Source organism: Kitasatospora sp. NPDC088264, from assembly GCF_040685715.1.
Lineage (GTDB): Bacteria > Actinomycetota > Actinomycetes > Streptomycetales > Streptomycetaceae > Kitasatospora.
Window position 1 is genome coordinate 1 of sequence record NZ_JBFBIR010000021.1, and the last position, 24956, is coordinate 24956.

A 24956-nucleotide genomic window follows, 5' to 3' on the forward strand; every position below is an offset into this window, starting at 1 on the left:
AGGCGGCCGCCCTCGACGACGCCGCCGGGCAGGACCAGCCGGGCGCCGGCCAGTGCGGTACGGTCACGGTCCGCGGTGGTCACGCGGTCACCTCCATGGAGAGCAGATCCCAGGCGAGCAGGCCCGCGCCCAGGGACGCGGCGGTGTCTTTGAGCATGGCGGGTACGACCTTCGGGGGCATCTGGAAGGTCAGTCGCTCGGTGACCGCCGTGCGCAGCGGGTCGAAGAGCGTGTCACCGGCCTCGGCCAGCCCGCCGCCGACGATCACCGTGGACGGGTCGAGCAGGCTCTGGGCGAGCACGATCCCGTCGGCGAGGGCGTCGACGGCGCCCTGCCAGACCGCGAGCGCGCGGTCGTCCCCGGCGTCCACCGCGGCGGCGCAGGATGCCGCGTCGGCGTCGGGGTCGCCGCTGGCCGCGGCCCAGGCACGGGACACGGCGGAGGCGGAGGCGAGCGTCTCCAGGCAGCCGCGGGCGCCGCAGCCGCACTGCGGTCCGCCCGGGCGGACCACGACGTGGCCGATCTCGCCGCCGTAGCCGTGCGCGCCGGCCTCGATCCGGCCGCCGATGCCGATGGCACCGGCGATGCCGGTGCCCAGCGCGATGAACAGGAAGCGGTCGACGCCCCGGCCGGCGCCGAGCCGGCCCTCGGCCAGGCCGCCCGAGCGCACGTCGTGGCCGAGCGCGACGGGGATGACGGCGCGGTCGGGCCCGGCCAGGCGCTCGCCCAGGAGCTTGCGCAGCGGGAGGTCCCGCCAGCCGAGGTTGGCCGAGTAGACCGCGATGCCGTTCCTCTCGTCGATCGTGCCGGGGACGGCGACGCCGGCCGCGAGCGGGGCGACGCCGAAGCGGCCCCGGCCCTCGTCCGCCAGGTCGGCGGCGAAGTCGAGGATGGCGGTGACCACGGCGTCCGTGCCGTGCTCCCGCCCGGTCGGTCGGCGTGCTTCGAACAGCACGGAGCCGTCCTGGGCGAGCAGCGCGGCCTTCATGCCGGTGCCGCCTACATCGAGTGCGATGACGTGCTTCACGGAGGACAGTTTCCCTTGGTCGGGTAGAAGAGGTCTAGTCCAGTTGTCGGATTGGTCTGGTCCAAAGTAGGTGAGCTTTGTCGCAGATGGGGGCAGTGTGAGCGGCTTTGCGCCGGGCGCCTTCCGTTCACCTTCTGTTGCGCATCGTGCAATGACGTCCGCACTTCGATAACTACTCGGCGGGCTCGGCACAGTGGTGTGGACCACTGCCCGGTGGGTTTGGCAGTGTTGCGCCTCCCCCCTCCCGGATTCCCCCGTCCGGTCGCAGTTCTCCCCTGAAGGCGGTACCCGCGTTGAACAGGCGCGCCCACGTTCCCACCCGCGTCCTCGGCACCGCGCTGGCCGGAGCACTGGTACTCACCGCCGTCAGCGCCTGCGGCGGGCAGGAGGACGGGCCGGTCACCCTCAAGCTGGTCGCCGCCGACTACGGGGAGAGCGCCGACACCAGCTCCAAGCTGTACTGGGACGAGATCGCGCGCGGCTTCGAGGCCGCCAACCCCGGCATCAAGGTCGACGTCGAGGTGGACAGCTGGACCGACATCGGCAAGAAGGTCGACGACATGATCGCGGCCGGCAAGTCCCCCGACCTGCTGCAGACCGGCGGCTTCGCCGACCAGGTCGCGGCGGACCGGCTGTACCCGGCCGCCGACGTGCTCTCGATGGACACCCAGGCCAATTTCCTGGACACCTTCGCGCACGCCGGGCAGGTGCTCGGCACCCAGTACGGCATCCCGTTCGTCTCCTCCTCCCGGGTGCTCTTCTACAACAAGGCGGTCTTCCGCCAGGCCGGCATCACCCAGCCGCCGGCCACCTGGAACGAACTGCGCCAGGACGCCGAGAAGATCAAGGCCAAGGTGCCGGGCGTGACCCCGTACGGGCTGCCGCTCGGGCCGGAGGAGGCACCGGCCGAGTCCATGCTGTGGACGCTGAGCGGCGGCGGCAGCCTCTCCGACGACGTCGGCAACTACACCATCGACAGCACCCAGAACCAGGCCACCTTCAGCTGGCTGAAGAACAACCTGGTGGCCACCGGGCTGACCTATCCGGACCCGGGCAAGATGAACCGCACCCCGGTCTTCCAGGACTTCGCGGCCGGGAAGGTCGCGATGCTGAACGGGCACCCGACGCTGCTGCGGATGGCCACCGCCGGGAAGATCGACTTCGGGACGGCGCCGATCCCCAAGAAGGACGGCGTGGGCAAGACCGGCAGCCTCGGCGTCGCGGACTGGATGATGGCGTTCAAGGCCAACGGGCACAAGAACGAGATCAAGAAGTTCCTGTCCTTCGCCTACTCCCGCGAGTTCCAGCTGAAGTTCGACGAGCAGTACAACCTGCTGCCGGTCACCCAGGACGCGTTCAACCAGATGACGTCCGACCCGAAGCACGAGGACCTCAAGCAGTTCGCGGTCGGGCTGACCAACGCCAGCTTCTACCCGTTCGGGGACCCGGCCTGGGGCGACGTCAGCAACCGGATCAAGGCCGGGATCGGGCAGGCCGTCACCGGCGACCCGAAGCAGGCGCTCGCCGGGCTGCAGGACGCGGCGGTCAAGGAGGCGGCCCGGGTCCGCAAGTGAACCCGGGCCGGGGTGCCCTCCAGGGGTGGGGGCGTCAGGGGCGGGCTCGTCAGGGGAGCGTGATGGCGTAGGCCTTGCGGAGCGTCTCGTGGACCGTCCAGGTGGTCCGGTCGCCCTCGCGCAGCACGGCGCAGTCGCCCGGGCCGACCTCCAGGGTCGGGCCGCCCTCGACCTCGATGGTGGCCCGGCCGCTGAGCACCACGAACAACTCGTCGGCCTCCACGTCGGTGACCACGCCGGGGGTGATCTGCCAGATGCCGCGCAGCTGGCGGCCGTCGGGGGACTCGGCGAGGACCAGGCCGGAGACCTCCGGGGTGCCGGAGACGATCTGGGCCGGGTCGAGCGGATCGGGTTCGAGGTCGGCGGTGGGGATGTGCACGGCGAAGCTGGGCGTGGTCATACCGCCGACGCTAGCCGGGGCGGCCGGGTGCCGGAGGGCGCACAGTGTGTCCGGCTCACGCGGGAGAATGACACTCCGTAGTGATGGCGGAGGTGTCCTGGTGGGCGAGCTGAGTGAGCGGGACGTGGCGGTGCTGGCCCTGGAGGGGCGGCAGTGGCGGACGGCCGGGGCCAAGGAACGGGCGATCCGGGAGGAACTGGGGCTCTCCTCCACCCGGTACTACCAGCTGCTGAACGCGCTGCTGGACCGGCCGGAGGCCCTGGCGCACGCCCCTGTCCTGGTGAACCGGCTGCGCCGGATCCGGGAGGCCCGGCGGGCGGCACGGTAGCGGGACGGGGCCGCGGGGTAGGGCTCGGGCATGGGCTTTGACGAGAAGTGGGCGCCGGTCACGGCTGCCGGGCGGGACGGGCTGCGGGCGATCCTGGCGGCGCCGGGCGAGGCGGTGATCGCGCTGGACTTCGACGGGACGCTGGCGCCGATCGTGGCGGATCCCGATCGGGCGCGGGCACATCCGGGGGCGGCGGCCGCGCTGCGGGCGCTGGTGCCGGCGGTGCGGGCCGTGGTGGTGGTGACGGGTCGGCCGGCCGCGCTGGCGGCGGAGTACGGCGGCCTGGACGGGCTGCCCGGGGTCGTGGTGCTGGGGCACTACGGCGCCGAGCGCTGGGAGGGCGGCGAGGTGACCGCGCCGCCGGTGCACCCCGGGGTGGCCGGGGCGCGGGCGGCGCTGCCTGGCCTGCTGGCGGCGGCGGGGGCGCCCGAGGGGACGTGGCTGGAGGACAAGGGGCGCTCGCTGGCGGTGCACACCCGGCGCACGGCGGCGCCCGAGGAGACGCTGGAGCTGCTGCGGGCGCCGGTCGGCGAGCTGGCGGCCGGGCACGGGCTGGTGGTGGAGCCCGGGCGGCTGGTGCTGGAGCTGCGGCCGCCGGGGGTGGACAAGGGCGCGGCGCTGACCGGCTTCCTGCGTGAGCGCGGGGCAGGTTCGGTGCTGTACGCGGGGGACGACCTGGGGGACGTGGCGGCCTTCGCGGCGGTGGAGAAGCTGCGCGGCGAGGGGGTGGCGGGGCTGCTGGTGTGCAGCGGCGCGGTGGGGGACGCGCCGGTGCGCGAACTCGCCGACCGGGCCGACCTGGTGGTCCCGGGCCCGGCCGGCGTGGTGGAGCTGCTCGCGGCGCTGGGCGCGGCCGTCGGCGCGGTCTGAGCCGGGCGGCGGCGCGTTGAGCGAGTTCAGAGCGCGTTGAGCCGGTTCACAGCGCGTTGAGCCGGTTCACAGCGCGTTGAGCTGGTTCACAGCGCGTTGAGCTGGTCGAGGAACCACTGCTGCGGGGGCAGCGCGGTGGCCGCCGCCGCGAGGCGCTTGGTGCGGTCGGCGCGCTCCCCCTCGGGCATGGTGAGGCCGGCGTGCAGGGCGTCGGCGGTGGCGATGATGTCGTACGGGTTGACGGTGAGCGCGTCCTCGGCGAGTTCGGCGTGCGCGCCGGCCTCGCGGGAGAGCACCAGGGCGCAGCCGTGGTCGGACACCACCGGAACCTCCTTGGCGACCAGGTTCATGCCGTCCCGGATCGGGTTGACCAGGGCCACGTCGGCGAGCCGGTAGGCGGCCAGGGAACGCGGGAAGTCGTCGTCGACGTGCAGGATCAGCGGCTGCCAGGCGGGGGTGGCGAACTCGGCGTTGATGTCCTCGGCGAGCCGTTGGACCTGCGCGGTGTAGGCGCGGTACTCGGCGAGGTCGGTGCGCGAGGGGTAGGCGAAGGCGATGTGCACCACCCGGTCGTGCCATTCGGGGCGGGTGCGCAGCAGGTGCCGGTAGGCCTGGAGGCCGCGGACGATGTTCTTGCTCAGCTCGGTGCGGTCGACCCGGACGATGGTGCGCCGCCCGCCGACGGCCTCGCGGAGGGCGGCGAGGCGTTCGTCGACGTCCGGGCGGTGGGAGCGCTCGCGCAGGAAGTCGGCGTCGGCGCCGAGCGCGTGCACGCCGAGCCGGGTGGTGCGGCCGGCGTGGGTGACGGTCATGGCGTCCCGGTCGACCTCGGCACCGAGCAGGTCGGCGCAGCAGTCGGCGAAGGCCAGCGCCCAGCGGCGGGTCAGGAAGCCGGCCCGGTCGGCGCCCAGGATGCCGGTGAGGACGGCCTCGGCGACGTCGTCGGGCAGCAGCCGGAAGTACTCGGGCGGGGCCCACGGGGTGTGCGAGAAGTGGCCGATCCGCAGGTCGGGGCGGGCGGCGCGGAGCAGGGCAGGGGTCAGCGAGAGGTGGTAGTCCTGGACCAGCACGGCGGCCCCGGGGGCGGCCTCGGCGGCCAGCGCCTCGGCGAAGGCGGCGTTGTAGGCGCGGTAGGCGGCCCACTCGGTGCGGAACCCGGCGTCGAAGGCGGGGGCGGTGGGGGTGGCGTAGAGCAGGTGGTGGACGAACCAGAGGGTGGAGTTGGCGACGCCGTTGTAGGCGCGGGCGAAGGTGTCGGGATCGATGTCCAGCATGCGGACGGCCTGGCCGCCCACGTCGTGCCCGGCGAGGTCGAGGCGGCCGTCCGGGGCCCCTCTGGCGGCCTGCCGGTCGGCCGCGCCGAGGGCGGCGCAGACCCAGACGGCGTCGGGGTCGTCGATGGCGGAGAGGCCGGAGACCAGGCCTCCGCCGCCGCGGCGGAGGGTCAGCGTGCCGTCGTCCGCGGTGCCGAACGACACCGGTCCCCGATTGGAGGCCACCAGGACGGGGGCGGTGCCGGTCGCACTCGAACGTTCGGTCGTGAGATCGCCCATGGTTGGTACGTTGCCGGGGCTCCGGAGCGGCAAACCCTTTCGGTGGGTGTTCAGTGTCGGGTCGCGTACTCGGGCACGGTGTGCATGGGCGGGCGTTCCAGGGCGGTCACCGGGTGGGTGTGGGCGGTGAACTCCCGGCTCTGCGGGTCGCGGGTGAACTGGGTCAGCAGCGGGTGGACCAGGTCGGCCGAGGCCTTCAGCCGGTGGGTGCGGTCGAGGCGTTCGAGGGCGGTGCGGTAGATGGTGGCGGCCATCCGGCCGAGGGCCTGGCCGTCCTGGTGCCGGTGGTGCCGGACGCCGACGTCCACCTGGGCCAGGGCGTCCAGCCCGACCGTCTCCAGCGCGTCGACCAGCAGGCCGAGTTCGACGCCGTAGCCGGTGGGGAAGGGGAGCCGTTCGAGCAGCGCGCGGCGGGCCGCGTACTCGCCGCCGAGCGGCTGGACGAAACCGGCGAGTTCCGGCCAGTGCAGGTTGAGCAGCGGGCGGGCGACCAGTTCGGTGACCCGGCCGCCGCCGGCCGGGACCACCGCGCCCTCGGTCTCCAGCGGCCGGTCGTACATGGCCTTGACCAGCTGGATGTCCGGTTCGGTGAGCAGCGGGCCGAGGATGCCGGAGACGAAGGCCGGGTCGAACTCGCGCAGGTCGGCGTCGACGAAGCAGACGATGTCGCCGCGGGTGACCAGCAGCGAGCGCCAGAGCACCTCGCCCTTGCCGGGGACGGCGGGCAGCCGGGGCAGGATCGCGTCGCGGTACTCCACCCGGGCGCCGGCCCGGGCGGCGGCGGCGGCGGTGGCGTCGGCCGAGCCGGAGTCGACCACGACGAGTTCGTCGACCAGCGGGAGGCGCTCCATCAGCTCGCGGCGGATGGTGCGGACGATGTCGCCGACGGTGGCCTCCTCGTCCAGCGCGGGCAGCACCACGCTGACCGTGTGGCCGGTCCGGCGCTTGGCCTCCAGCAGGGCGTGCACCGGCCGGTCGACCGCGCTCCACGAGCGGCGGCGCAGCCAGGACGCCGCCTGCGGGAGCAGCGCGGGGGTCGGTTCGGCGGGCACGGGACTCTCCTCGGCGGGGTCGGTGGGACGCGCCATCTCGCGTGGCGGACGATCCCGTTCGGGGTTGACGCCTTCGGATACAGTCTTCGTACAGCGGCCGGACCTTTGCACGCCGGGGTCGCCGTTGAGCACCACCACAATTTCACAAGCTCATCCAGAGGGACTGAGGGAACGGCCCGTTGACGTCCCGGCAACCTTCTCGCGCGGCTGTCTGTCGACAGGCCCCGGCGGGACAGGTGCCAATTCCGGCCTGTGGCGCGACCGTGCCACGGGGAAGATGAGGAGAGAGGCCTCCGCCATCATGGCTATCGACACTGTCGCACCCGCATCCGTGGACCTCGGCCCCGCCACCGCGCTGTCCTGTCGGGAGTGCGGCACCCGCTTCCCGCTCGGTCCGAGCTTCGCCTGCCTGGAGTGCTTCGGCCCGTTGGAGATCGCGTACGACTTCGGCAGCGAGGACGCCGAGGCGCTGCGCCGCCGGATCGAGGCCGGCCCGAGCTCGATCTGGCGCTACGCGCCGCTGCTGCCCGTCCCGGCCGACGTCGCCACCAAGCCCAACCTGAACCCCGGCTGGACCCCGCTGGTCAAGGCGGACAACCTGGGCCGCGAGCTGGGCTTCACCGCGCAGCTGCACATCAAGGACGACTCGGGCAACCCGACCCACTCGTTCAAGGACCGCGTGGTGGCCTGCGCCATCGAGGCCGCGCGGGCCTTCGACTTCACGACGCTCTCCTGCTCCTCCACCGGCAACCTGGCCGGCGCGGTGGGCGCGGCGGCCGCCCGGGCCGGCTTCAAGTCCTGCGTGTTCATCCCGCACGACCTGGAGCAGGGCAAGGTCGTCATGGCCGGGGTGTACGGCGGCGAGCTGGTCGGCATCGAGGGCAACTACGACGACGTGAACCGCTTCTGCTCGGAGCTGATCGGCGACCCGGCCGGCGAGGGCTGGGGCTTCGTCAACGTCAACCTGCGCCCCTACTACGGCGAGGGCTCCAAGACGCTGGCGTACGAGATCTGCGAGCAGCTCGGCTGGCGGCTGCCGGAGCAGATCGTCATCCCGATCGCCTCCGGCTCCCAGCTGACCAAGATCGACAAGGGGCTGCAGGAGCTGATCAGGCTCGGCCTGGTCGAGGACCGGCCGTACAAGGTCTTCGGCGCCCAGGCGGCGGGCTGCTCCCCGGTGTCGGCGGCGTTCAAGGCCGGCCAGGACGTGATCCGCCCGGTCAAGCCGGACACCATCGCCAAGTCGCTGGCGATCGGCAACCCGGCGGACGGCCCGTACGTGCTGGACATCGCCCGGCGCACCGGCGGCGCGGTCGAGGACGTCACCGACGCCGAGGTGGTGGACGCGATCCGGCTGCTGGCCCGGACCGAGGGCGTCTTCGCCGAGACCGCGGGCGGGGTGACCGTCGGCGTGCTGAAGAAGCTGGTGGAGACCGGCCAGCTGGACCCGGCCAAGGAGACCGTCGCGATCAACACCGGCGACGGCCTGAAGACCCTGGACGCCGTCGCCGGGGCCGGGATGACCGCCGTCATCCGCCCGACCCTGGCGTCCTTCCACGACGCCGGCCTCGCGTCCGCCTGAATCCCCCCACCCCGCTGGGCCCTGTCCGCTAGGAGAACCATGAGCGCCAACGTCCGTATCCCCACCATCCTGCGCACCTACACCGGCGGCGCCGCCGAGGTGGCCGCCGAGGGCGCCACCCTGGGCGAGGTCATCGCCGACCTGGAGAAGAACCACGCGGGGATCGCCGCCCGCATCCTGGACGACGCCGGCAAGCTGCGCCGCTTCGTCAACGTCTACGTGAACGACGACGACGTGCGCTTCGCCGAGGGCCTGGCGACCGGGATCGCGGACGGCGCCAGCGTCTCGATCATCCCGGCGGTGGCCGGCGGCTGCTGAGCCGCGCCCCGATCCGGGCACCCCGCCCGAGCCGCTCGTCCGACCGGCCGTCCGCGCGTACGGAATTCCGTTCTCCGTACGCACGGGCGGCCGGCCGCATTTCGGCGGGAATATGGCGGGGTCAAGTCGGAGTAGAGTGTGGCTCGGTTGGGAACAGGGCTTCCCCTCATCCTCACCCGCGAATCACCCGCGAATCGCCGGACGGTCGTCCGGCCGCTGAGACCGGTCGGGTGCCTGGGCCGTGAAACATGTCAGGCAGATGTCAGAATTCCCGCGGGGATTTGCAGTAATCCGTCCGCTATGTCCGGCGTGAAATGCCGAATTCCTCCCGCTTTGGCCCGTCCTGCCCCTTGGCGTGGTGCCGGAATTCCCCGCAGCTGACCCTGTTGCAGAGGGCGTCGATCCGGATACATTCAGCCGCGGTCGACGTAATCACCCGCTCACAGGGCGCCGTCAGGCACCCCCGGCGGAGGGTTGCGGCGTGCACGGCTGCGCCCAGGGGGGGTTCCCCGGGCCGGCCTTCAAACCAGACCCGGGCCCGCGACCTGCGGGCGCGTGAAGGGCCAGCACAGCACTAGGGGAGTTCGGAATGGCTCAGGGCACCGTCAAGTGGTTCAACGCGGAGAAGGGCTACGGCTTCATCGCGGTCGACGGTGGTGCGGACGTCTTCGTCCACTACAGCGCGATCCAGATGGACGGCTACCGCACCCTCGAGGAGGGCCAGCGGGTCGAGTTCGAGATCTCCCAGGGACAGAAGGGCCCGCAGGCGGACATGGTCCGCGCCGCGGTGTGACCCCCTTCCGACCCCAGGAGCTCGGCGCGGCCCACGGCTGGTGACCACTCGCTTCTCGACGGGCCCGTGCGACACGCGTCGTACGGGCCCGTCGGCGTTCCCCGGCGGGGAGTTGCGCGGGTCGGCGGGAGCGCCCCGGGCGGCTCGCGGGATCGCGATTGGGCTTGCACTCGACCACCCCGAGTGCTAATTATTGGCGTTAGCACTCACAGCGTGAGAGTGACAGCGGACCGGGTCGGTGAGGCCCCCGGGAGCGGTAGGGGAAAGGACCCCCGCACACCAGGGCCGTCCGTCGCGGGCACCCCTTGGTCCGAGCAGTCGACCGTGTCCCGGAGGACCACTTCTGATGGCCAAGATCATCGCCTTTGATGAGGAAGCTCGCCGCGGCCTTGAGCGTGGCATGAACCAGCTCGCCGACGCAGTGAAGGTCACGCTCGGCCCCAAGGGTCGCAACGTCGTGCTGGAGAAGAAGTGGGGCGCCCCCACGATCACCAACGACGGTGTCTCCATCGCCAAGGAGATCGAGCTCGAGGACCCCTACGAGAAGATCGGCGCGGAGCTCGTCAAGGAGGTCGCCAAGAAGACCGACGACGTCGCGGGTGACGGCACCACCACCGCCACCGTGCTCGCCCAGGCCCTGGTTCGCGAGGGTCTGCGCAACGTCGCCGCCGGCGCCAACCCGATGGCCCTGAAGCGCGGCATCGAGAAGGCCGTCGCCGCCGTCTCCGACCAGCTGCTGGCCCAGGCCAAGGACGTGGAGACCAAGGAGCAGATCGCCTCCACCGCCTCCATCTCGGCCGCCGACACCCAGATCGGCGAGCTCATCGCCGAGGCCATGGACAAGGTCGGCAAGGAAGGCGTCATCACCGTCGAGGAGAGCAACACCTTCGGTCTGGAGCTCGAGCTCACCGAGGGCATGCGCTTCGACAAGGGCTACATCTCCGCCTACTTCGCGACCGACCTGGAGCGCATGGAGGCGACCTTCGAGGACCCCTACATCCTCATCGCCAACTCCAAGATCGGCTCGGTCAAGGACCTGCTGCCGCTGCTGGAGAAGGTCATGCAGAGCGGCAAGCCGCTCGTCATCATCGCCGAGGACGTCGAGGGCGAGGCCCTGTCGACCCTGGTCGTGAACAAGATCCGCGGCACCTTCAAGTCCGTCGCCGTCAAGGCCCCGGGCTTCGGCGACCGCCGCAAGGCCATGCTCGGCGACATCGCCATCCTCACCGGTGGCACCGTGATCTCCGAGGAGGTCGGCCTCAAGCTGGAGAACGCCGGCATCGACCTGCTGGGCACCGCCCGCAAGGTGGTCATCACCAAGGACGAGACCACCATCGTCGACGGTGGCGGTGACAGCGAGCAGGTCGCCGGCCGCGTGAACCAGATCCGCGCCGAGATCGAGAACAGCGACTCGGACTACGACCGCGAGAAGCTCCAGGAGCGCCTCGCCAAGCTGGCCGGCGGCGTGGCCGTCATCAAGGCCGGCGCGGCCACCGAGGTGGAGCTCAAGGAGCGCAAGCACCGCATCGAGGACGCCGTCCGCAACGCGAAGGCCGCCGTCGAGGAGGGCATCGTCGCCGGTGGTGGCGTCGCGCTGCTCCAGGCCTCGGTCGCCTTCGACAAGCTGGAGCTGGAGGGCGACGAGGCCACCGGTGCCAACATCGTCAAGGTCGCGCTGGAGGCCCCGATCAAGCAGATCGCGACCAACGCCGGCCTGGAGGGTGGCGTCGTGGTGGAGAAGGTGCGCAACCTCCCCGCCGGTCACGGCCTGAACGCGGCCACCAACACCTACGTCGACCTGATCGCCGAGGGCATCATCGACCCGGCCAAGGTGACCCGCTCCGCGCTGCAGAACGCCGCCTCCATCGCGGCGCTGTTCCTCACCACCGAGGCCGTCATCGCCGACAAGCCGGAGAAGGCCGCTGCGGCCGCCGGCGGCGGCATGCCGGGCGGTGACATGGACTTCTGATCCTGATCGCACCGATCGGATCGGCTGGTTCCTGATCGTGTGGGCGGTCCCCTTCGGGGGGCCGCCCACACGGCGTTCTACCGGAGAATGGACAGATGGCTTCCGACGACATCGAGACCGCGCTGCACAACGCGCGGGCGCTGATCCTGGCCGACCTCACCTCGCGGGACGTGGCGGACGCCGCCGTCGTCTCCCTGGTGGAGCAGGCCGTGACGCACCGCCGCTGGTGGTTGGAGCAGTGGCCGGACGGCACCGGGTACGTGCTCGGGCTGGTCGCCCAGGACATCCAGGACGCGCTGCTGGAGGCGTACGGGCGCTGGCCGCTGTGCACCGCCTGCGCCGCCGACGGGGACCCGCACGCGCTCGGCGTGGAGCCGGAGCTGGGGCCGGAGCCGCACTGGGTGTGCGGCAAGCAGGGCGCGGTGGTCGCGCCGGTGGGGGAACTCTCCTAGCCCGCTCGTGGTCCGCTCCCAGCCCGCTCCTGGTCCGTTCCCAGTCCGCTCGTGGTCCGCGTCGTGGACCGGGCGGCGGGAGTACTGGACCTATAGGTAGGTTGACGATATATGTAGTCGTATGACTGAACGCTCGATGCAGGAGCCGACGCTGCTGCTGCTCACCGCTCTGGCGGACGCCCCGAGACACGGCTACGCCCTCATCCAGGAGATCGCCGCCATCTCCGAGGGCCGGGTCAAGATGCGCACCGGCACCCTGTACGGCGCCCTCGACCGCCTGCTCCAGCAGGGGCTGATCGAGGTCGCCGCGGAGGAGGTCGTGGACGGGCGGGCGCGGCGCAGCTACGCGCTGACCAGCGTCGGCCGGGAGGCGCTGGCCTCCGAGGCGGAGCGGCTGCGGGCCGTCGCCACCGAGGCGGAGCGCCGTCTCGCGAACGTCTGGTCGGCGCTCCAGGGCAAGCCGGAGCCGGAGGGGAAGTCGATGATGAGGGGGTTCTTCGCATGACCATGACCACACCGACGATGGGGGCGCCTTCGACCGCGCTGCGGGCGGCGCTGCAGTTCTACCCGCCCCGCTACCGCCGGGAGCGCGGCGAGGAACTGGCCGCGGTGTTCGCCGACACCACGGCGGAGGCGGGCCGCTCGGCCGTCGCCCGTGAGGCGTTCGACCTGGCCGCGTACGGGCTGCGGGTGCGGCTCGGGCTGACCGGCTCCTCGCTGGCCGGGCGGGTGCTCGCGCTGGCCGCGCCGATGGTCGCCGGGGCGCTGGCCGGCGCGGCGCTGGTGCCGTGGGTGAGCGATGCGGAGCGGGCCGCCCGCCGGCTGACCTGGGACCCCTCGTACACCACGTACGCGCTGACCATCGCGCCGCCGGTGATCGCGCTGCTGCTCGCGGTGGCCGTCGTGACGGGGCGCTGGACGGCGGTGCGGGTCATCTCGCTGCTCCAGGCCGTCTCCGCGCTGTTCGTGCTGGCGCAGGCCGTCGTGCTGCCGCCGGAATTCGACCTCTGGGGGGTGGGGGACAGCAGCGTGGCCACCATGCCGTTCGTGCTGGGGGCGCTGCTGCTGGCCGCGGCGCCGACGGAGTTGCTGCCCAGGGCCTCCTGGCGTTCCGGCGGGCTGGCGCTGGCCTCGGTCCTCGGGGGCGGGCTGCTGGTGGCGCTCCAGCACTGGGGCGACTCCACCTTCCCGCTGGACATGCAGTGGTTCGCGGCGCTGCTGATCGGGCCGCTGCTGCTGACCTTCACCGCGCTGCGCGGCCGGGTGCTGCCGGCGGCCGTCGGGGTCGCGGTGCTGTCGCTGACGATGTTCGCGGGCCTGTTCAACATCTGGCGCGAGGGCCGCGGGTTCTGGCACGTGCTGCCGATGGCGGCGCCGGTGCTGCTGCTCCTGGTGGCGGCCGCGGTGGCGATGCGCCGGATCGGGGCCGGCGGCGGGCCCGGCGGACGGTTCGGCGGATGGTTCGGCGGGGACTCCGGGAAGGGGCGCAGCCTGGCGTGACCCGGGGGGGCAGGGCGAAGTGCTCGCCGGGCCCGGCCGGATGTGGCAACCTACTGATATGTCTAGACCAATTTTCGAAGTCATCGCGCTGACGCCCCAGGACGCCCAGGCTGCCGAGTCGGGCGGCGCCGACCGGCTCGAACTGGTCACCGACATGGCCGCGGACGGGCTCACCCCGTCCGTCGAGGACTTCGCCCGGATCCGGGCCGCCGTCGACATCCCGCTGCGCGTCATGCTCCGGATCCGGGACGGCTTCGCGCCCGGCGACCTGGACGAACTGGCCGCCCGGGCCGCCGCGTTGCGGGCCGAGGGCGCCGAGGAGTTCGTCTTCGGCTTCCTCCACGCCGTCGGCGCCGTCGACCTGGCCGCCACCGCCGCCGTCGCCGAGGCGGTGGCCGGCTGCCGCTGGACCTTCCACCGGGCGATCGACCACAGCACCGACCGGGCCGCCCTGCGGTCCGCCGTCGGCGCGCTGCCCGGGCTGGACACCTTCCTCACCTCGGGCGCGCCTGCCGGCGTCGACGCCGGGTACGAGGTGCTGCTGGCGGAGCTGGCCCGCGCGGGCGAGCCCGGGTACGGGCAGCGGATCCTGATCGGCGGCGGCCTGCGGGCCGAACACCTGAAGGGGCTGCGGGCCGAGGGCTTCGACGGCTTCCACGTCGGCGGTGCGGTGCGGGTCGACGGCTGGCGGACGCCGGTGGACGCGGCCAAGGTCGCCGAGTGGCGGGCCCAGATCGACGCCTGAGCGCGCGAGGAGGGCGGGGGCCGGTCCCGGTGGGGCCGGCCCCCGCCGCTCGGTTCCTCAGCGCAGCTGCGCGGGCAGCGGTTCGCCGTGCAGCACCGTCAGGCCGGAGACGGCACGGGTGAGCGCCACGTACAGCCGCCGCAGGCCGGTCCGCTCGTCCGGCTCGCCCGCGATCACCGCGGCCGGCTCGTCCAGCACCACGTAGTCGTACTCCAGACCCTTGGCCAGCGAGGCCGGCACGAGCGTCAGCCGGGCCTCGGCGCTGGTCTCGGCGCCGGGGGACAGGTACGGCAGGCCGGCCGCGGTCAGCGCCTCGGCGAGCAGCGGGATCCGGGCGTCGGCGGCGATCAGTCCGGTCGAGCCCTCGTGCTCCAGCGCCTCGCGGCAGGCCGCCACGACGGCGGGCACGGCCTCCGCGTCCGGGAGGCGGCGGATCGTCAGCGAGCCGGGGGCGTCGCGGACGGAGGTCGCCGGGGCCAGGCCCGGGGCGATCGCCGGGAGCAGCCGGGAGGCGTACGCGATGACCTCCTCCGGCACCCGGAAGCCCTTGGTCAGCTCCTCGACGTGGGCGTCCGGCTTGCCCAGGTGGCGCAGCGCGTCCGGCCAGCTCGCCGTTGCCCACGGGGTGGTGCCCTGGGCGAGGTCGCCGAGGACGGTCGCCGAGCCGGTCGTGCAGCGGCGGCCGACCGCGCGGTACTGCATCGGGGAGAGGTCCTGCGCCTCGTCCAGCACCACGTGCCCGAGCGAGGGGGTGCGCTGCACCAGGTCCGTCGCCTCGTCGACCAGGACGGCGTCGGCCTGCGTCCAGCGGGCCGTCTTCACCGAGCGGCCCGGCTTGGGCCACAGCACCGCCTGCTGCTCCTCCGGGGTCAGCACGCCCTCCGCGCAGGCGGCCAGGAACTCCGGGTCGGAGAGCAGTCGCAGCACCAGCTTCGCCGGGTCGACCGCCGGCCAGCACTCCTTGGCCACCGCCTTGACCGCGGGGTTGCGGGCCACCGCGTCCTGCACCCGGTCGTCGGGGGCCTCGCCGGACTGTTCCATCTTCAGCAGCACGGTGTGCGCGATCCGCTGTGGCAGGGCGTCCCTGGCGGCGCCGTAGCGCACCTCGCGGCTCTTCAACTCCTCGATGATCGCGGTGAGTTCGTTCACCTGGACGCGCCAGCGGCGGGAGCCGCGGACCACCACGCAGGGCTCGGTGGGCAGCGTGATGCCCGCGCGCACCGCCCGGCGCAGCACCTCGGCCATCCGGGCGTCGCCCTTCAGCCGGGCCGCCCGCGGGTCGTCCTCGCCGCGCACCTCGACGTGCCCGACCAGCTGCTGCACGGTCGCCTGGTTGACGTCCAGCTCGCCCAGGGCCGGGAGCACCTGCTCGATGTAGGAGAGGAAGGCGTTGTTCGGCCCGATCACCAGCGTGCCCGTCCGGGCGAGGCGCTCGCGGTGCGCGTACAGCAGGTACGCGACGCGGTGCAGGCCCACGGCCGTCTTCCCGGTGCCGGGGGCGCCCTGGACGCAGATGGTGCCCGTCACGTCGGAGCGGACGATCTCGTCCTGCTCGGGCTGGATGGTGGCGACGATGTCGCGCATCGGGCCGACGCGGGGCTTCTCGATCTCGGCGGCGAGCAGGGCGGAGGCGGTGTCCGCCTCCGCCGGGTCGCTCAGGTGCTCGTCCTCGTAGGCGGTGAGCTCGCCGCCGGTGTAGCCGAAGCGGCGGCGGCGTTCGACGTCCAGCGGCTCGGTGCGGCTGGCCCGGTAGAACGGCTGGGAGACCGGCGCGCGCCAGTCGATCACCATCGGGTCGCCGTCGGCGTCGTGGACGTGCCGGCGCCCGATGTAGAAGCTCTCCCCGCCGCCTCCTTCGCTCAGCTCCTCGCTGATCGTGTGCAGGTAGTCCAGGCGGCCGAAGAACAGCGGGGTGTGCGAGAGGTCGGCGAGGGCGGCGATCCGGGCCTCGATCTGGTTCTGGAGGACGGCGGCGGACACCCAGGTGCCGGTCACGTCGCGCAGGTCCAGCGACTGGACGTCCTCGCGCATCGCTCGCAGCGCGGACCGGGACGCGGCCAGGTGGTCGCGTTCGCGCTGGAGGGGGTCGGTGGTGGGGGTGGCGGGCACAGCGAACCTTCCCGGCTGCGCCGGAAGCGGGCGCAGCGGATCGATGGAGCTCACGGTGGGTACGGCCGACCGGTTGCCGTGCGGTCGGCGCCTCCCCCGGCTGCCCGCGCGACTTCAGCGGGTACCACGGTTCGGGAGGGGGCAGACGGACGATCCTAGACCCGGGGGCCCCGGGGTTCCAGCCCCGCAGGTCCCAGCCCCGCAGGTCCCGGGCCCGCGGGTCCCGGCCCCCGTACGGCCCGGAGGACGTGCGCGACGGCGGCGCCGCCCCGGGCACCGCCGCGCGCGTGGTCCTCCTCGGGCGCGACGGTGTCCGGTACCGGGGCGTGTCCTACCGCACGTCCTACAGCACGTCGTCCGCGTCGATGATGCGGTACGCGTAGCCCTGCTCGGCCAGGAAGCGCTGCCGGTGGGCGGCGAAGTCCTGGTCCACGGTGTCCCGGGCGACCACCGAGTAGAAGTGCGCCGAGTGGCCGTCCGCCTTCGGACGCAGGACGCGGCCCAGGCGCTGGGCCTCCTCCTGGCGGGAGCCGAACGTCCCGGAGACCTGGATGGCCACGGTGGCCTCGGGCAGGTCGATCGAGAAGTTCGCGACCTTGGAGACCACCAGGACGCCGATCTCCTTGTTGCGGAACGCCTCGAAGAGCTTCTCGCGCTGGGCGTTGCTGGTCTCGCCCTTGATCACGGGCGCGTCCAGCACCTCGCCGAGCTCGTCCAGCTGGTCGATGTACTGGCCGATGACCAGCGTCTGGTCCTTCTCGTGCTTCTTCACCAGCGCCTCCACCACCCGCCGCTTGGTCGCCGTGGTGGCGCAGAAGCGGTAGCGCTCCTCGGGCTCGGCGGTGGCGTACGCCAGGCGCTCCGAGTCGGTCAGGGTGACCCGCACCTCGCAGCAGTCGGCGGGCGCGATGTAGCCCTGTGCCTCGATCTCCTTCCACGGCGCGTCGAAGCGCTTGGGCCCGATCAGGCTGAACACGTCGCCCTCGCGGCCGTCCTCGCGCACCAGCGTCGCGGTCAGGCCCAGGCGGCGGCGGGCCTGGAGGTCGGCGGTGAACTTGAACACCGGCGCCGGCAGCAGGTGCACCTCGTCGTAGACCACCAGGCCCCAGTTGCGGGCGTCGAACAGCTCCAGGTGCGCGTAGGCGCCCTTCCGCTTGGTGGTCATCACCTGGTAGGTGGCGATGGTGACCGGGCGGATCTCCTTGCGCGTCCCGCTGTACTCGCCGATCTCCTCCTCGGTGAGCGAGGTGCGCTTGACCAGCTCGTGCTTCCACTGGCGGGCCGAGACGGTGTTGGTGACCAGGATCAGCGTCGTCGACTTGGCGTGCGCCATCGCGGCCGCGCCGACCAGCGTCTTGCCGGCGCCGCAGGGCAGCACCACGACGCCCGAGCCGCCGTGCCAGAAGCCCTCGACGGCCTGCGCCTGGTACGGGCGCAGCCGCCAGCCGTCCTCGTCCAGCTCGATCGGGTGCGCCTCGCCGTCCACGTACCCGGCGAAGTCCTCGGCCGGCCAGCCGAGCTTGAGCAGCACCTGCTTGATCTGGCCGCGCTCGGAGGGGTGCACCACCACCGTGTCCGGGTCGACCCGGGCGCCGACCAGCGGCGCGATCTTCTTGGAGCGCAGCACCTCCTCCAGCACCGGCCGGTCGGTGGTGGCGAGCACCAGCCCGTGCGTCGGGTGCTTGAGCAGCTGGAGCCGCCCGTAGCGGCCCATGGTGTCCGCCACGTCCACCAGCAGCGCGTGCGGCACCGGGTAGCGCGAGTACGTCACCAGGGCGTCGACCACCTGCTCAGCGTCGTGCCCCGCCGCCCGCGCGTTCCACAGCCCGAGCGGAGTCACCCGGTACGTGTGCACGTGCTCGGGGGCGCGCTCCAACTCGGCGAACGGCGCGATGACGCGGCGGCACTCGGCGGCCTTGGGGTGATCGATCTCCAGGAGAAGAGTTTTGTCACTCTGGACGATGAGCGGTCCGTCGTTCACGCGGGGAAGCCCTCCACTGGCTGACAGGCTGGATTGACGCAGACCCTCCAGTGTCGCGCATTCCGCGGCGAACGTGGTCGGGCTCCTTCCGAACGGGAACGGGCTCCTTCCGTTCGTACGGGCGACCGAGCCCGCGCTCCGGGCGACGGCGCCGGGTGACCACGGTGCGCATCGCTCGTTGAGCCGGTCATGAAGAAGTCGAAGCGCGTTCTCACCGCTCTCGCCCTGATGGGCACGGCCTTCGCGGCCACCGCCTCGTCCGCCGGCTCCGCGCACGCCCTCGCGGGGATCGGGGAGGGGCCCGGCGGGCTGCTCGCCGCGCCCGGATTCCTGATCGCCGACCAGGTCGGCGGCGGCTCGCTGCCGGTCGGGCAGGGGGAGATCGGCAGCCTGGCGGACAAGGCCGTCAAGGAGAAGATGAAGGAGTCGCAGGGGCACTGAGCCCGGCCCTGTCGCCGGGGTTACTCGGCGAGCTCCGCGACGCCGGTGATGCGGTGCAGGGCGAAGGTGCGGAGCTCGTCGGCGTGGTGGTCGAAGGCGGTGACGAAGCCGCCTTCGACCTTGACCGGGTCGATGATCCGCTGGCTGGCGATGCCCTCGGCGTTGAGGTAGCCGATCCACATCCGTTCGCCGAGCAGGACGGCGGTCTGCAGGGCCGCGAGGGTCTCGGCGGCGGCGGTGCGGGGCAGCTGGCGCGGGTCGGGGGTGGAGTCCCGGCGGTTGACGGTGGCGGCGCGGTCGCCGGCCCGGATGGCCTTGATGGCGGCGGCGAGCAGGGTGTCGTCCGGGGTCGGCGGGCCGTCCGGGACGGGCGCGGGGGCGGTGCGGGGCGGGGTGCGGTGGCTGTCCTGGCGGGTGATCAGGACGTCGCCCTCGGCGGACTCGGCGGCCGGGGCGTAGCCCATCGCGCGCAGGGCGGCGAGCAGGGCGTCCGGGGCGGCCTGGGCGGCGAGGACGGTGGGGGCGAGCAGCCGCAGCCGCAGGTCGGCGGAGCGGCGGTCGGCGAGGACCTCGTTCAGCAGGGACGGGTCGTCGCAGCGCAGGTAGGAGGAGGCGGCGCCGACCCGCAGGATGCCGTGCCGGCGGGCGACGTCGTCGATCAGGTAGGCGAGCGGCTGCGGGACGGGCGTCCGGGAGTGCTGCTCCAGGAAGGCCCGCAGGTCGGCGGCGGTGCGTCCGGCGTCGAGGGCGCGGCGGACGGACACCGGGGTGAAGCGGTAGACGGTGGCGCCGCCCTTGGACTCGATGTCGGCGCACAGCGCGAGGGCCTGGGCGAGCGGGGTGAGCAGCGGGCCGGGGGCGATCGCGGTGAGGTCCGGTTGCAGGATCACATGGTCGAGCGGCTGCGGCAGCAGCGGGGCGAGCACCTCGGCCGGGTCGGATTCGGCGGTGAGCAGGGCGCGGGCGGGGGCGGCGAGGGCGCCGCGGCCGGTGACGCCGAGGAGTTCGGCCTCGGCGAGGGTCCAGGCGGTGAGGTCGTCGCGCAGCTCGTGGCCGTCCGGGCCGGTGGGGCCGCCGCGCAGCGGGCGCTGCCAGCGCAGGGTGGGCAGGAGTTCGGCGGCGGTGGCGGGGGTGCCGGGCGGGAGCTCGGCGAGCAGCGCGAGGGTGGCGCGGCGGACGGACGGGGCGAGGGTGCGGTCGAGTTCGGGCCCGAGGGCGGCGCGCGGCTTGCCCTTGCCGTCCGGGGTGCCGGTGAGGGCGGGGACGCGGGTGGCGGCGAGCCAGGCGGCGGCGAGGACGGACCAGCGTTCGGCGGTGTCCCGCTGGAGCCAGCCGTCGTAGGCGGGGGTCGGGGCCCAGCGTTCGTCGGCCTCGCCGTCGGGGGCCAGCAGTCCGGCGGCGTAGGCGAGTTCGAGCCAGAAGGCGGACTGCTGCTCGGTGGTCTCCAGGGCCTGCGCGGTGCGCTTGAGGTCGCGGACGCCGAGGCCGCCGGCGCGCAGCGTGGGCGGCGGGGTGAGGCCCCAGGTGTCGAGGAGTTCCTCGACGGTCTTGACGGCGGTGTGGGCCTGGCCGGCCGCCGCGCCGTCCACAGCCTGTGGATCGCGCGGGGCGGCGGCCGGGGCGGGCTCGGGCTGGACCGGCTCGACGGCGCGGTGGGTGCGGCCGCCGCGCAGGTGCAGGGCCAGTTCGCGCGGCAGGACGACGCTGCCCGGCCCGCTGGGCAGCAGCAGCCCGCGGGCGAGCAGCCACTCGACGGGGCTCTGCGCGTCCTCGGCGGTGACCGGGCGGGTGGCGTCCGGGACGGTGCCGGTCGGCGGCCCCCAGACCAGCCGTTCCAGCAGCCGCAGCGCCGCCTCGGGGGCGGTGTCGAGCAGCGCCGCGCAGCGGGCGCGGTCGTTCAGCAGGGAGGTGAGCGCGTCGACGGCGGTGACCGGGTCCGGGGTGGCGGGCTGCCCGGCGGAGGCGAGCAGCTGTTGCAGCCGGGCCGGGGACATGCCGACGGTCGCGTCGGAGAGGGTCGGGCCGAGGCCGGTGCGGCCGGGGTTGGCGGCCGTCGGGGCGAGTGCCTCGCGGACGGCGAGGACCAGCCGCAGGCCGTTGTCCGGGCCCCAGAGCAGCGCCCGGTCGCGCAGGGTGGCGATCGCCCGGGGGAGGGCGGCGGCGACGGCGGACCGGTCGGCGGGCGTCAGCGGGGTCGCGCCGGGGTGCGGCTTGACCTTGGCCGGGCCGGTCAGCAGGGTGCGGACGGTGGCCAGGCCGGTGCCGTCCGGGGCGGTGGCCAGGGCCTCGGCGACTTGCAGGGTGAAGCGGTCCAGGCGCTCCAGGGCGCGCAGCGCCGAGGCGCGGGAGGAGAGCCGGGCGGACAGCTGGGTGAGGTCGCCGGGGACGGGGTTGAGCAGGTCGGGGCGGGAGCGGAGCAGGGCGGCGAGCGCGTCGTCGGGGCGGGCGCGCAACTCCTCGGCGAGGGTGCGGGGGCCGGCGGCGGACCTGCCCTGGCGTTGAGGGCCCTGCTGTGTGGTCATTCGACCTAGGTTAGTCGGGCGGGCGGACGGCGGGGTGTCCGTGCGGCGGCCCGTGGTGGACCGGTCCTCAGGACTCGCGCGGGCGGGGGCGGGGTGGGTAGCGTCACGGCCGAGGGTGGTTCGGTGGGCCGGGGTTCGGGCGCGAGGCGGGGTGTCGGTGATGACGGACGGCGAGTGGTGGCGCAGGAGCGGGCCGTGGAGCGGCCGTTCGGGGGGCGGGGCGGGGGCCTCCGGCGGGTCTGCCGGGTCCGGTGCTGCCGGCGACAAGGGTGGTTCGGGCGGTTCGGGTGCATCCGGCGCCTCCGGTCCGTCCGGTCCGTCCGGTGCCTCCGACGGGGACAGCGTGTACGACACGGCGGCGCCGGGCGGCGGGACCCCGTCGGTGCCGCTGGACCCGCCCCGGACGCCGCGCACCCCGGGGGCCGGGGCGCCGCCCGTCCAGCTGGACAAGCCGCGTTTCGACGGGCCCGAGGACGATCCGGGCTCCATCCCGCCGCCCCAGGTGTACAGCTCCGGCGCGAACGGCTGGGATCTGGTGCTGCTCAACTTCTCGGACGCGCCGCAGGCTCCGCCGAAGCCGATCCCCGAGCAGCGTGCCGGGGACGGGGCGGGAGCGGCGGGTGCGCAGGCCGCCGATCCGGCGGGGGCTGTGGCTGGGGCGGCTGCGGCGGCCTCGGCGAAGGGGAAGAAGCAGCGCAAGGCCAAGGGGAGGGCGACCGCCGCGGGGAAGGCGAAGGCGCAGCCGACCGCCCCCGCCGGCCAGGCCGGTGCCGGTGCGGGCGCAACTGCCGGTGCGGGCGCGAGTGCGGGCGCGGGCGTCGGGGCCCGTCGGCCGTCCCTGCTGGTCCTGCTCTCCTGCGGGCTGCTGATCGGCGGCGCCGCCATGAGCTTCTTCCCGGCCATGCTGGTCGGCTGGGCCCTCGGCTACCTGTCCCGCCAACTCTCCGATCTGATGCGCAAGTTCGTCATCCTCGGGATCCCGCTGATCACGATGAGCGCGGCCACCCTGCACGCCATGCAGGCCAAGCCGGGCGCCCAGGGCGGCGCGGGCGTGCAGGCCGGTGCGCAGTTCAGTCAGATCAGCTGGTCGGCGGCCCCGGGCGTGCTGCGCCTGTCGGCGGTGCTGTCGGCGGTGGTGCTGCTGCTGTTGAGCCTGCGCCGTCGTCCGCCGCAGCAGGGCTGACGCCCGGGACGAGGGCGGCGAAGCCGGTGCAGAGCAGTCGGATGCTCTGGGTGAACTTCTCGTCCTGGCCGATTCGGGGGATCAACTCGCCCATGATCAGCGGAAACTCCGCGCACAGGTCGGCGTAGAGCTCGGCGCTGACGGGTGGTGGGGCCGGTGGCTGGTTCTGTTCCTGGAGGACGAAGCCGGTGACGTGGCTGAGCAGGATGTCGGCGGCGATGCCGCAGTGGACGGTGGGCAGGCCGGCGTCGAGGAGGGTGCGCAGCAGGCGTTCCATCAGGGAGAGGCCGCCGGAGCTGAGGACGCCGGGGCTCTCGGCGAGGAGCAGTGCGCCACCGGGGTGTTGCTGGATGCTGCGGCGCAGGGTGGCGGCCTGGGCCTCGACCCGGTCCCGCCAGGTGGCGTCGGGGGGGAGGGCGGCGAGGGCCGCGGTGCCGGTGTCGTAGGCCTGTCGGCAGACGCGGTCGGCCATCAGGGTGAGCAACTCGTCCTTGCCGCGCACGTGGTAGTAGAGGCTGCCGGCGTGGGCGTCGAGGCGGTCGGCGACCTGGCGCATGGACAGGTTGTGGTAGCCGACCTCCGCGAAGACGGCCATGCCCGCATCGACGATGCGCTCCTTGGTGAGCTTCATGGCTCCACCGTACAACGCTTTCCAACACTGTTCGAAAACTGTGCTAGCTTTGCCCTGCCCGGTTTTCGAACGGCGTTGGAATGTGATGGGGGAGGGGCAGTCATGGGGGCGATCCTGTTCAACGTGACCACGGCCGCGCTGATGGTCATGATGGTCAACTGCGGGCTCGGCGTGGTCGGCCGGGACACGCTGCGGGGGCGGCCGATCCCGTGGGCGGCGGTCGCCCTGACCGCGCTCGCCGTCGGTGGCGTGCTGCTCCAGCTGCTCTGGTCCGGCGCCATGGACGCGCTCGACGCCGACCCCGCCAAGTCCGGCTGGTGGCGCGAGTTCACCTCGGTCTTCATGCAGAACGGCGGCCTCGGCGGCGGACTGTGGAACCTCGCCACCCTCGCCGCCGTCGCCGCGCTCGCCCAGTGGTACTGGGGCGGCCCGCTCACCCTCGCCTTCTTCCTCGCGGGCATCCTGCTGCCCGGCCGGATCGACGGCCTGCTCGGCTTCGGCGACGGCCCCAGCACCGACCCCCGCAACTTCGCCGGGAGCTCCGGCGCCACCTACTTCCTCGGCGCCACCCTGGCCCTCGCCTTCCTCACCCGCACCCGTCTGCCCAAGGAGCGCGCCCTGGCCGTCGGCGTCCCGGTGCTGGGCCTCGCCATGTGGCTCGCCCAGGACAACGGACACGGCCTGGTGGCGGTCTACGGCTTCGCCCTCGGTGCGGTGGCCTGGGCGGTTCGCGGTCGCCTGGCGCGACGGTAGCTTGGGCCCGACCCGCTGAGCCCCGCCCGACCCGCTGAGCCCCGCCCGACCCGCCACGACCCGGAGGTGCCCGATGGCCCGCCTGTACGTACGGCCCGGCCCGAATCCCGACGAACCGGACGCGCCCGCCGCGGTCCTGGTCGTCGACCCCGACGGCACCCCCGGTGAGCGCGCCCTGGACCGGCTCGGCTCGTACTGCTACGAGGGCGACGGGGTGTTCTACCTGGTGCAGACGGACGGTTGGTTCGAGCCCTCCCTGGAGGGGGACCGGCTGGCGATCTCGGTGGCCGTCTACCCGGTGGCGCTGGAGCAGGTGGGCGTCGACCCCGCCGACTTCCCCGACCGCTCGACCGTCGACCCGCGCGCCCACCTGGTCCTGCGCGCCGGGACGACCGTCGATCCGGTGCTGCCCGCCTGGTTCGACGAGGGGCTGGCCGTCTTCACCGCCGGCCCCGGCACCCCGCTCGAAGACCTCCTCGCCTCCGAGGACGACTGGCCGATCATCCTCGCGCCGCCGCCCGAGGAGATCCAGGACGGCGACGACGAGTAGGGCATCGCCCCGCCGGGCCCGGATCGCCCGCCCTGTCGGGCCCGGATCGCTCAGCCCGGCGGCCGGTGCGACCTCCGCTCAGCGCGCGAAGCCCGCCAGCAGCCCCCGCGGGTCGAAGGTCACCCGGATCCGGGTGATCCTCCCGTTCTCCACGTGGCTCCAGTTCGCCGTCGGCGCCGGTGGCGCGATGCTCGTGTGCAGGTCGAACCAGGTGATCACGTCGTCCCCCTCGGCGACCCGGGCGTGCACCTCGATCTTCTCCAGCACCTGCCCGAGCCCCTTCAGTCCGGCCAGGGCCTCCTCCACCCCCGACACCGTGGCCAGCGGGCCCACGAAGTCGACGTCCTCCGCCAGCAGCCCCCGCAGCGTCTCGAAGTCGCCCGCCTGCCAGGCCGCGAAGTAGGTCTCGGAAATCCCACGTGCAGTCTTCGTCGTCGTCATGCCTCCATCCCCGTCGTCGACGCACCGGTCCGGGCCCGCCTCGGCCTGGTCGCCCGACCCGACCAGCACTCGCCGGCCGTGCGCCTGCTGCACGCCCGGCTCCGTGCGTCCCTGCGGGCGGCGGACTGAGCGCGGCCGGCTGAGCGCTCGGGCAGCCAGGCGGTCAGGTGGTCGGGCGGTCG

At 73.5% G+C, this 24956-nt stretch carries 24 protein-coding genes and 1 riboswitch; of the genes, 15 read left to right on the plus strand and 9 right to left on the minus strand.

Going from position 1 to position 24956, the window contains the following annotated elements; genetic code table 11:
• Window positions 1-79: 79 nt before the first annotated feature.
• Window positions 80-1027 carry an ROK family protein gene (locus AB0O82_RS18485; protein ID WP_363584870.1) on the minus strand — a complete coding sequence of 316 codons (948 nt, stop codon included), beginning with the start codon at window positions 1025-1027 and terminating at the stop codon, window positions 80-82.
• Between the two features lie 293 nt (window positions 1028-1320).
• Between AB0O82_RS18485 and AB0O82_RS18490 the strand changes: the two genes are divergently transcribed.
• Window positions 1321-2601: an extracellular solute-binding protein gene (locus AB0O82_RS18490; protein WP_363584872.1), complete on the plus strand. Its 1281-nt coding sequence runs from the start codon at window positions 1321-1323 to the stop codon at window positions 2599-2601.
• Window positions 2602-2650: 49 nt separating this feature from the next.
• Here AB0O82_RS18490 and AB0O82_RS18495 read toward each other — a convergent pair whose 3' ends face one another.
• The gene (locus AB0O82_RS18495) at window positions 2651-3001 is read right to left on the minus strand and encodes a cupin domain-containing protein (protein ID WP_363584874.1); all 351 of its coding nucleotides are present in this window, start codon (window positions 2999-3001) and stop codon (window positions 2651-2653) included.
• A 67-nt stretch (window positions 3002-3068) separates the two neighbouring features.
• Here AB0O82_RS18495 and AB0O82_RS18500 point away from each other — a divergent pair, with 67 nt between their 5' ends.
• Both AB0O82_RS18500 and otsB read left to right on the plus strand, forming a co-directional pair.
• The gene (locus tag AB0O82_RS18500) at window positions 3069-3329 is read left to right on the plus strand and encodes a DUF3263 domain-containing protein (protein WP_363584876.1); all 261 of its coding nucleotides are present in this window, start codon (window positions 3069-3071) and stop codon (window positions 3327-3329) included.
• 30 nt (window positions 3330-3359) lie between these two features.
• On the plus strand, window positions 3360-4199 hold the full coding sequence (gene otsB / locus AB0O82_RS18505; protein WP_363584878.1) for a trehalose-phosphatase: 840 nt from the start codon (window positions 3360-3362) through the stop codon (window positions 4197-4199).
• An 86-nt stretch (window positions 4200-4285) separates the two neighbouring features.
• Here the strand turns inward: otsB and AB0O82_RS18510 are convergent, their stop codons facing one another.
• Window positions 4286-5752: a trehalose-6-phosphate synthase gene (locus tag AB0O82_RS18510; protein ID WP_363584880.1), complete on the minus strand. Its 1467-nt coding sequence runs from the start codon at window positions 5750-5752 to the stop codon at window positions 4286-4288.
• A gap of 50 nt (window positions 5753-5802) precedes the next feature.
• Entirely contained in the window at window positions 5803-6804 is a 1002-nt protein-coding gene (locus tag AB0O82_RS18515; RefSeq protein ID WP_363584882.1) for a glucosyl-3-phosphoglycerate synthase, read from the minus strand.
• Window positions 6805-6951: 147 nt separating this feature from the next.
• Window positions 6952-7088, plus strand: a riboswitch (SAM riboswitch).
• A gap of 17 nt (window positions 7089-7105) precedes the next feature.
• Here AB0O82_RS18515 and thrC point away from each other — a divergent pair.
• The 8 genes from thrC (at window position 7106) to AB0O82_RS18555 (ending at window position 14163) form a co-directional block, all read left to right on the plus strand.
• Window positions 7106-8386 carry a threonine synthase gene (gene thrC, locus AB0O82_RS18520; protein WP_363584884.1) on the plus strand — a complete coding sequence of 427 codons (1281 nt, stop codon included), beginning with the start codon at window positions 7106-7108 and terminating at the stop codon, window positions 8384-8386.
• Window positions 8387-8425: 39 nt separating this feature from the next.
• Window positions 8426-8704: a MoaD/ThiS family protein gene (locus AB0O82_RS18525; protein WP_363584886.1), complete on the plus strand. Its 279-nt coding sequence runs from the start codon at window positions 8426-8428 to the stop codon at window positions 8702-8704.
• A 589-nt stretch (window positions 8705-9293) separates the two neighbouring features.
• Window positions 9294-9497 (plus strand): cold-shock protein, encoded by a 204-nt coding sequence (locus AB0O82_RS18530; protein ID WP_030289665.1) that lies wholly within the window; start codon window positions 9294-9296, stop codon window positions 9495-9497.
• 346 nt (window positions 9498-9843) lie between these two features.
• Window positions 9844-11466: a chaperonin GroEL gene (groL, locus tag AB0O82_RS18535; RefSeq protein ID WP_063348228.1), complete on the plus strand. Its 1623-nt coding sequence runs from the start codon at window positions 9844-9846 to the stop codon at window positions 11464-11466.
• 95 nt (window positions 11467-11561) lie between these two features.
• Window positions 11562-11918: a hypothetical protein gene (locus AB0O82_RS18540; RefSeq protein ID WP_363584888.1), complete on the plus strand. Its 357-nt coding sequence runs from the start codon at window positions 11562-11564 to the stop codon at window positions 11916-11918.
• 121 nt (window positions 11919-12039) lie between these two features.
• Window positions 12040-12423 (plus strand): PadR family transcriptional regulator, encoded by a 384-nt coding sequence (locus tag AB0O82_RS18545; protein ID WP_363584890.1) that lies wholly within the window; start codon window positions 12040-12042, stop codon window positions 12421-12423.
• Entirely contained in the window at window positions 12420-13418 is a 999-nt protein-coding gene (locus AB0O82_RS18550; protein WP_363584892.1) for a hypothetical protein, read from the plus strand. The genes AB0O82_RS18545 and AB0O82_RS18550 overlap by 4 nt, the downstream gene beginning before the upstream one ends.
• 58 nt (window positions 13419-13476) lie before the next feature.
• Window positions 13477-14163 carry a copper homeostasis protein CutC gene (locus AB0O82_RS18555; RefSeq protein WP_363584894.1) on the plus strand — a complete coding sequence of 229 codons (687 nt, stop codon included), beginning with the start codon at window positions 13477-13479 and terminating at the stop codon, window positions 14161-14163.
• A 57-nt stretch (window positions 14164-14220) separates the two neighbouring features.
• Here AB0O82_RS18555 and AB0O82_RS18560 read toward each other — a convergent pair whose 3' ends face one another.
• The gene (locus AB0O82_RS18560) at window positions 14221-16272 is read right to left on the minus strand and encodes an AAA family ATPase (RefSeq protein ID WP_363584896.1); all 2052 of its coding nucleotides are present in this window, start codon (window positions 16270-16272) and stop codon (window positions 14221-14223) included.
• Between the two features lie 343 nt (window positions 16273-16615).
• Window positions 16616-18253, minus strand: a complete 1638-nt coding sequence (locus tag AB0O82_RS18565) for a DNA repair helicase XPB (protein ID WP_063348223.1) — start codon at window positions 18251-18253, stop codon at window positions 16616-16618.
• A gap of 189 nt (window positions 18254-18442) precedes the next feature.
• On the opposite strand from AB0O82_RS18565, the gene AB0O82_RS18570 reads away from it, so the two are divergent.
• Window positions 18443-18694, plus strand: coding sequence for a hypothetical protein (locus tag AB0O82_RS18570; protein WP_280678786.1), 252 nt, complete (start codon window positions 18443-18445; stop codon window positions 18692-18694).
• Window positions 18695-18714: 20 nt separating this feature from the next.
• Here AB0O82_RS18570 and AB0O82_RS18575 read toward each other — a convergent pair whose 3' ends face one another.
• Window positions 18715-21216 carry a helicase-associated domain-containing protein gene (locus AB0O82_RS18575; RefSeq protein ID WP_363584898.1) on the minus strand — a complete coding sequence of 834 codons (2502 nt, stop codon included), beginning with the start codon at window positions 21214-21216 and terminating at the stop codon, window positions 18715-18717.
• A gap of 343 nt (window positions 21217-21559) precedes the next feature.
• Between AB0O82_RS18575 and AB0O82_RS18580 the strand changes: the two genes are divergently transcribed.
• Entirely contained in the window at window positions 21560-22399 is an 840-nt protein-coding gene (locus tag AB0O82_RS18580; RefSeq protein WP_363584900.1) for a hypothetical protein, read from the plus strand.
• Here the strand turns inward: AB0O82_RS18580 and AB0O82_RS18585 are convergent.
• Window positions 22296-23030 carry a TetR/AcrR family transcriptional regulator gene (locus AB0O82_RS18585; RefSeq protein ID WP_363584902.1) on the minus strand — a complete coding sequence of 245 codons (735 nt, stop codon included), beginning with the start codon at window positions 23028-23030 and terminating at the stop codon, window positions 22296-22298. The genes AB0O82_RS18580 and AB0O82_RS18585 overlap by 104 nt on opposite strands.
• A 102-nt stretch (window positions 23031-23132) precedes the next feature.
• Here AB0O82_RS18585 and AB0O82_RS18590 point away from each other — a divergent pair, with 102 nt between their 5' ends.
• Both AB0O82_RS18590 and AB0O82_RS18595 read left to right on the plus strand, forming a co-directional pair.
• On the plus strand, window positions 23133-23783 hold the full coding sequence (locus tag AB0O82_RS18590) for a hypothetical protein (RefSeq protein WP_363584904.1): 651 nt from the start codon (window positions 23133-23135) through the stop codon (window positions 23781-23783).
• A 73-nt stretch (window positions 23784-23856) separates the two neighbouring features.
• Complete coding sequence (locus tag AB0O82_RS18595) at window positions 23857-24333, plus strand: hypothetical protein (protein WP_363584906.1); 477 nt, start codon at window positions 23857-23859, stop codon at window positions 24331-24333.
• A gap of 78 nt (window positions 24334-24411) precedes the next feature.
• Here AB0O82_RS18595 and AB0O82_RS18600 read toward each other — a convergent pair whose 3' ends face one another.
• Entirely contained in the window at window positions 24412-24774 is a 363-nt protein-coding gene (locus AB0O82_RS18600; RefSeq protein ID WP_363584908.1) for a nuclear transport factor 2 family protein, read from the minus strand.
• Window positions 24775-24956: the final 182 nt, after the last annotated feature.

What these genes read in the sequence shown, in the direction of transcription:
- AB0O82_RS18500 (WP_363584876.1), top strand. Translation starts at nt 3,069, where the DNA reads ATGACACTCCGTAGTGATGGCGGAGGTGTCCTGGTGGGCGAGCTGAGT.
- AB0O82_RS18545 (WP_363584890.1), top strand. Translation starts at nt 12,040, where the DNA reads ATGACTGAACGCTCGATGCAGGAGCCGACGCTGCTGCTGCTCACCGCT.
- AB0O82_RS18575 (WP_363584898.1), bottom strand. Translation starts at nt 21,216, where the DNA reads ATGACCACACAGCAGGGCCCTCAACGCCAGGGCAGGTCCGCCGCCGGC.
- groL (WP_063348228.1), top strand. Translation starts at nt 9,844, where the DNA reads ATGGCCAAGATCATCGCCTTTGATGAGGAAGCTCGCCGCGGCCTTGAG.
- AB0O82_RS18550 (WP_363584892.1), top strand. Translation starts at nt 12,420, where the DNA reads ATGACCATGACCACACCGACGATGGGGGCGCCTTCGACCGCGCTGCGG.
- AB0O82_RS18555 (WP_363584894.1), top strand. Translation starts at nt 13,477, where the DNA reads ATGTCTAGACCAATTTTCGAAGTCATCGCGCTGACGCCCCAGGACGCC.
- otsB (WP_363584878.1), top strand. Translation starts at nt 3,360, where the DNA reads ATGGGCTTTGACGAGAAGTGGGCGCCGGTCACGGCTGCCGGGCGGGAC.
- AB0O82_RS18540 (WP_363584888.1), top strand. Translation starts at nt 11,562, where the DNA reads ATGGCTTCCGACGACATCGAGACCGCGCTGCACAACGCGCGGGCGCTG.
- thrC (WP_363584884.1), top strand. Translation starts at nt 7,106, where the DNA reads ATGGCTATCGACACTGTCGCACCCGCATCCGTGGACCTCGGCCCCGCC.
- AB0O82_RS18595 (WP_363584906.1), top strand. Translation starts at nt 23,857, where the DNA reads ATGGCCCGCCTGTACGTACGGCCCGGCCCGAATCCCGACGAACCGGAC.
- AB0O82_RS18525 (WP_363584886.1), top strand. Translation starts at nt 8,426, where the DNA reads ATGAGCGCCAACGTCCGTATCCCCACCATCCTGCGCACCTACACCGGC.
- AB0O82_RS18590 (WP_363584904.1), top strand. Translation starts at nt 23,133, where the DNA reads ATGGGGGCGATCCTGTTCAACGTGACCACGGCCGCGCTGATGGTCATG.
- AB0O82_RS18530 (WP_030289665.1), top strand. Translation starts at nt 9,294, where the DNA reads ATGGCTCAGGGCACCGTCAAGTGGTTCAACGCGGAGAAGGGCTACGGC.
- AB0O82_RS18570 (WP_280678786.1), top strand. Translation starts at nt 18,443, where the DNA reads ATGAAGAAGTCGAAGCGCGTTCTCACCGCTCTCGCCCTGATGGGCACG.
- AB0O82_RS18495 (WP_363584874.1), bottom strand. Translation starts at nt 3,001, where the DNA reads ATGACCACGCCCAGCTTCGCCGTGCACATCCCCACCGCCGACCTCGAA.
- AB0O82_RS18585 (WP_363584902.1), bottom strand. Translation starts at nt 23,030, where the DNA reads ATGAAGCTCACCAAGGAGCGCATCGTCGATGCGGGCATGGCCGTCTTC.
- AB0O82_RS18510 (WP_363584880.1), bottom strand. Translation starts at nt 5,752, where the DNA reads ATGGGCGATCTCACGACCGAACGTTCGAGTGCGACCGGCACCGCCCCC.
- AB0O82_RS18600 (WP_363584908.1), bottom strand. Translation starts at nt 24,774, where the DNA reads ATGACGACGACGAAGACTGCACGTGGGATTTCCGAGACCTACTTCGCG.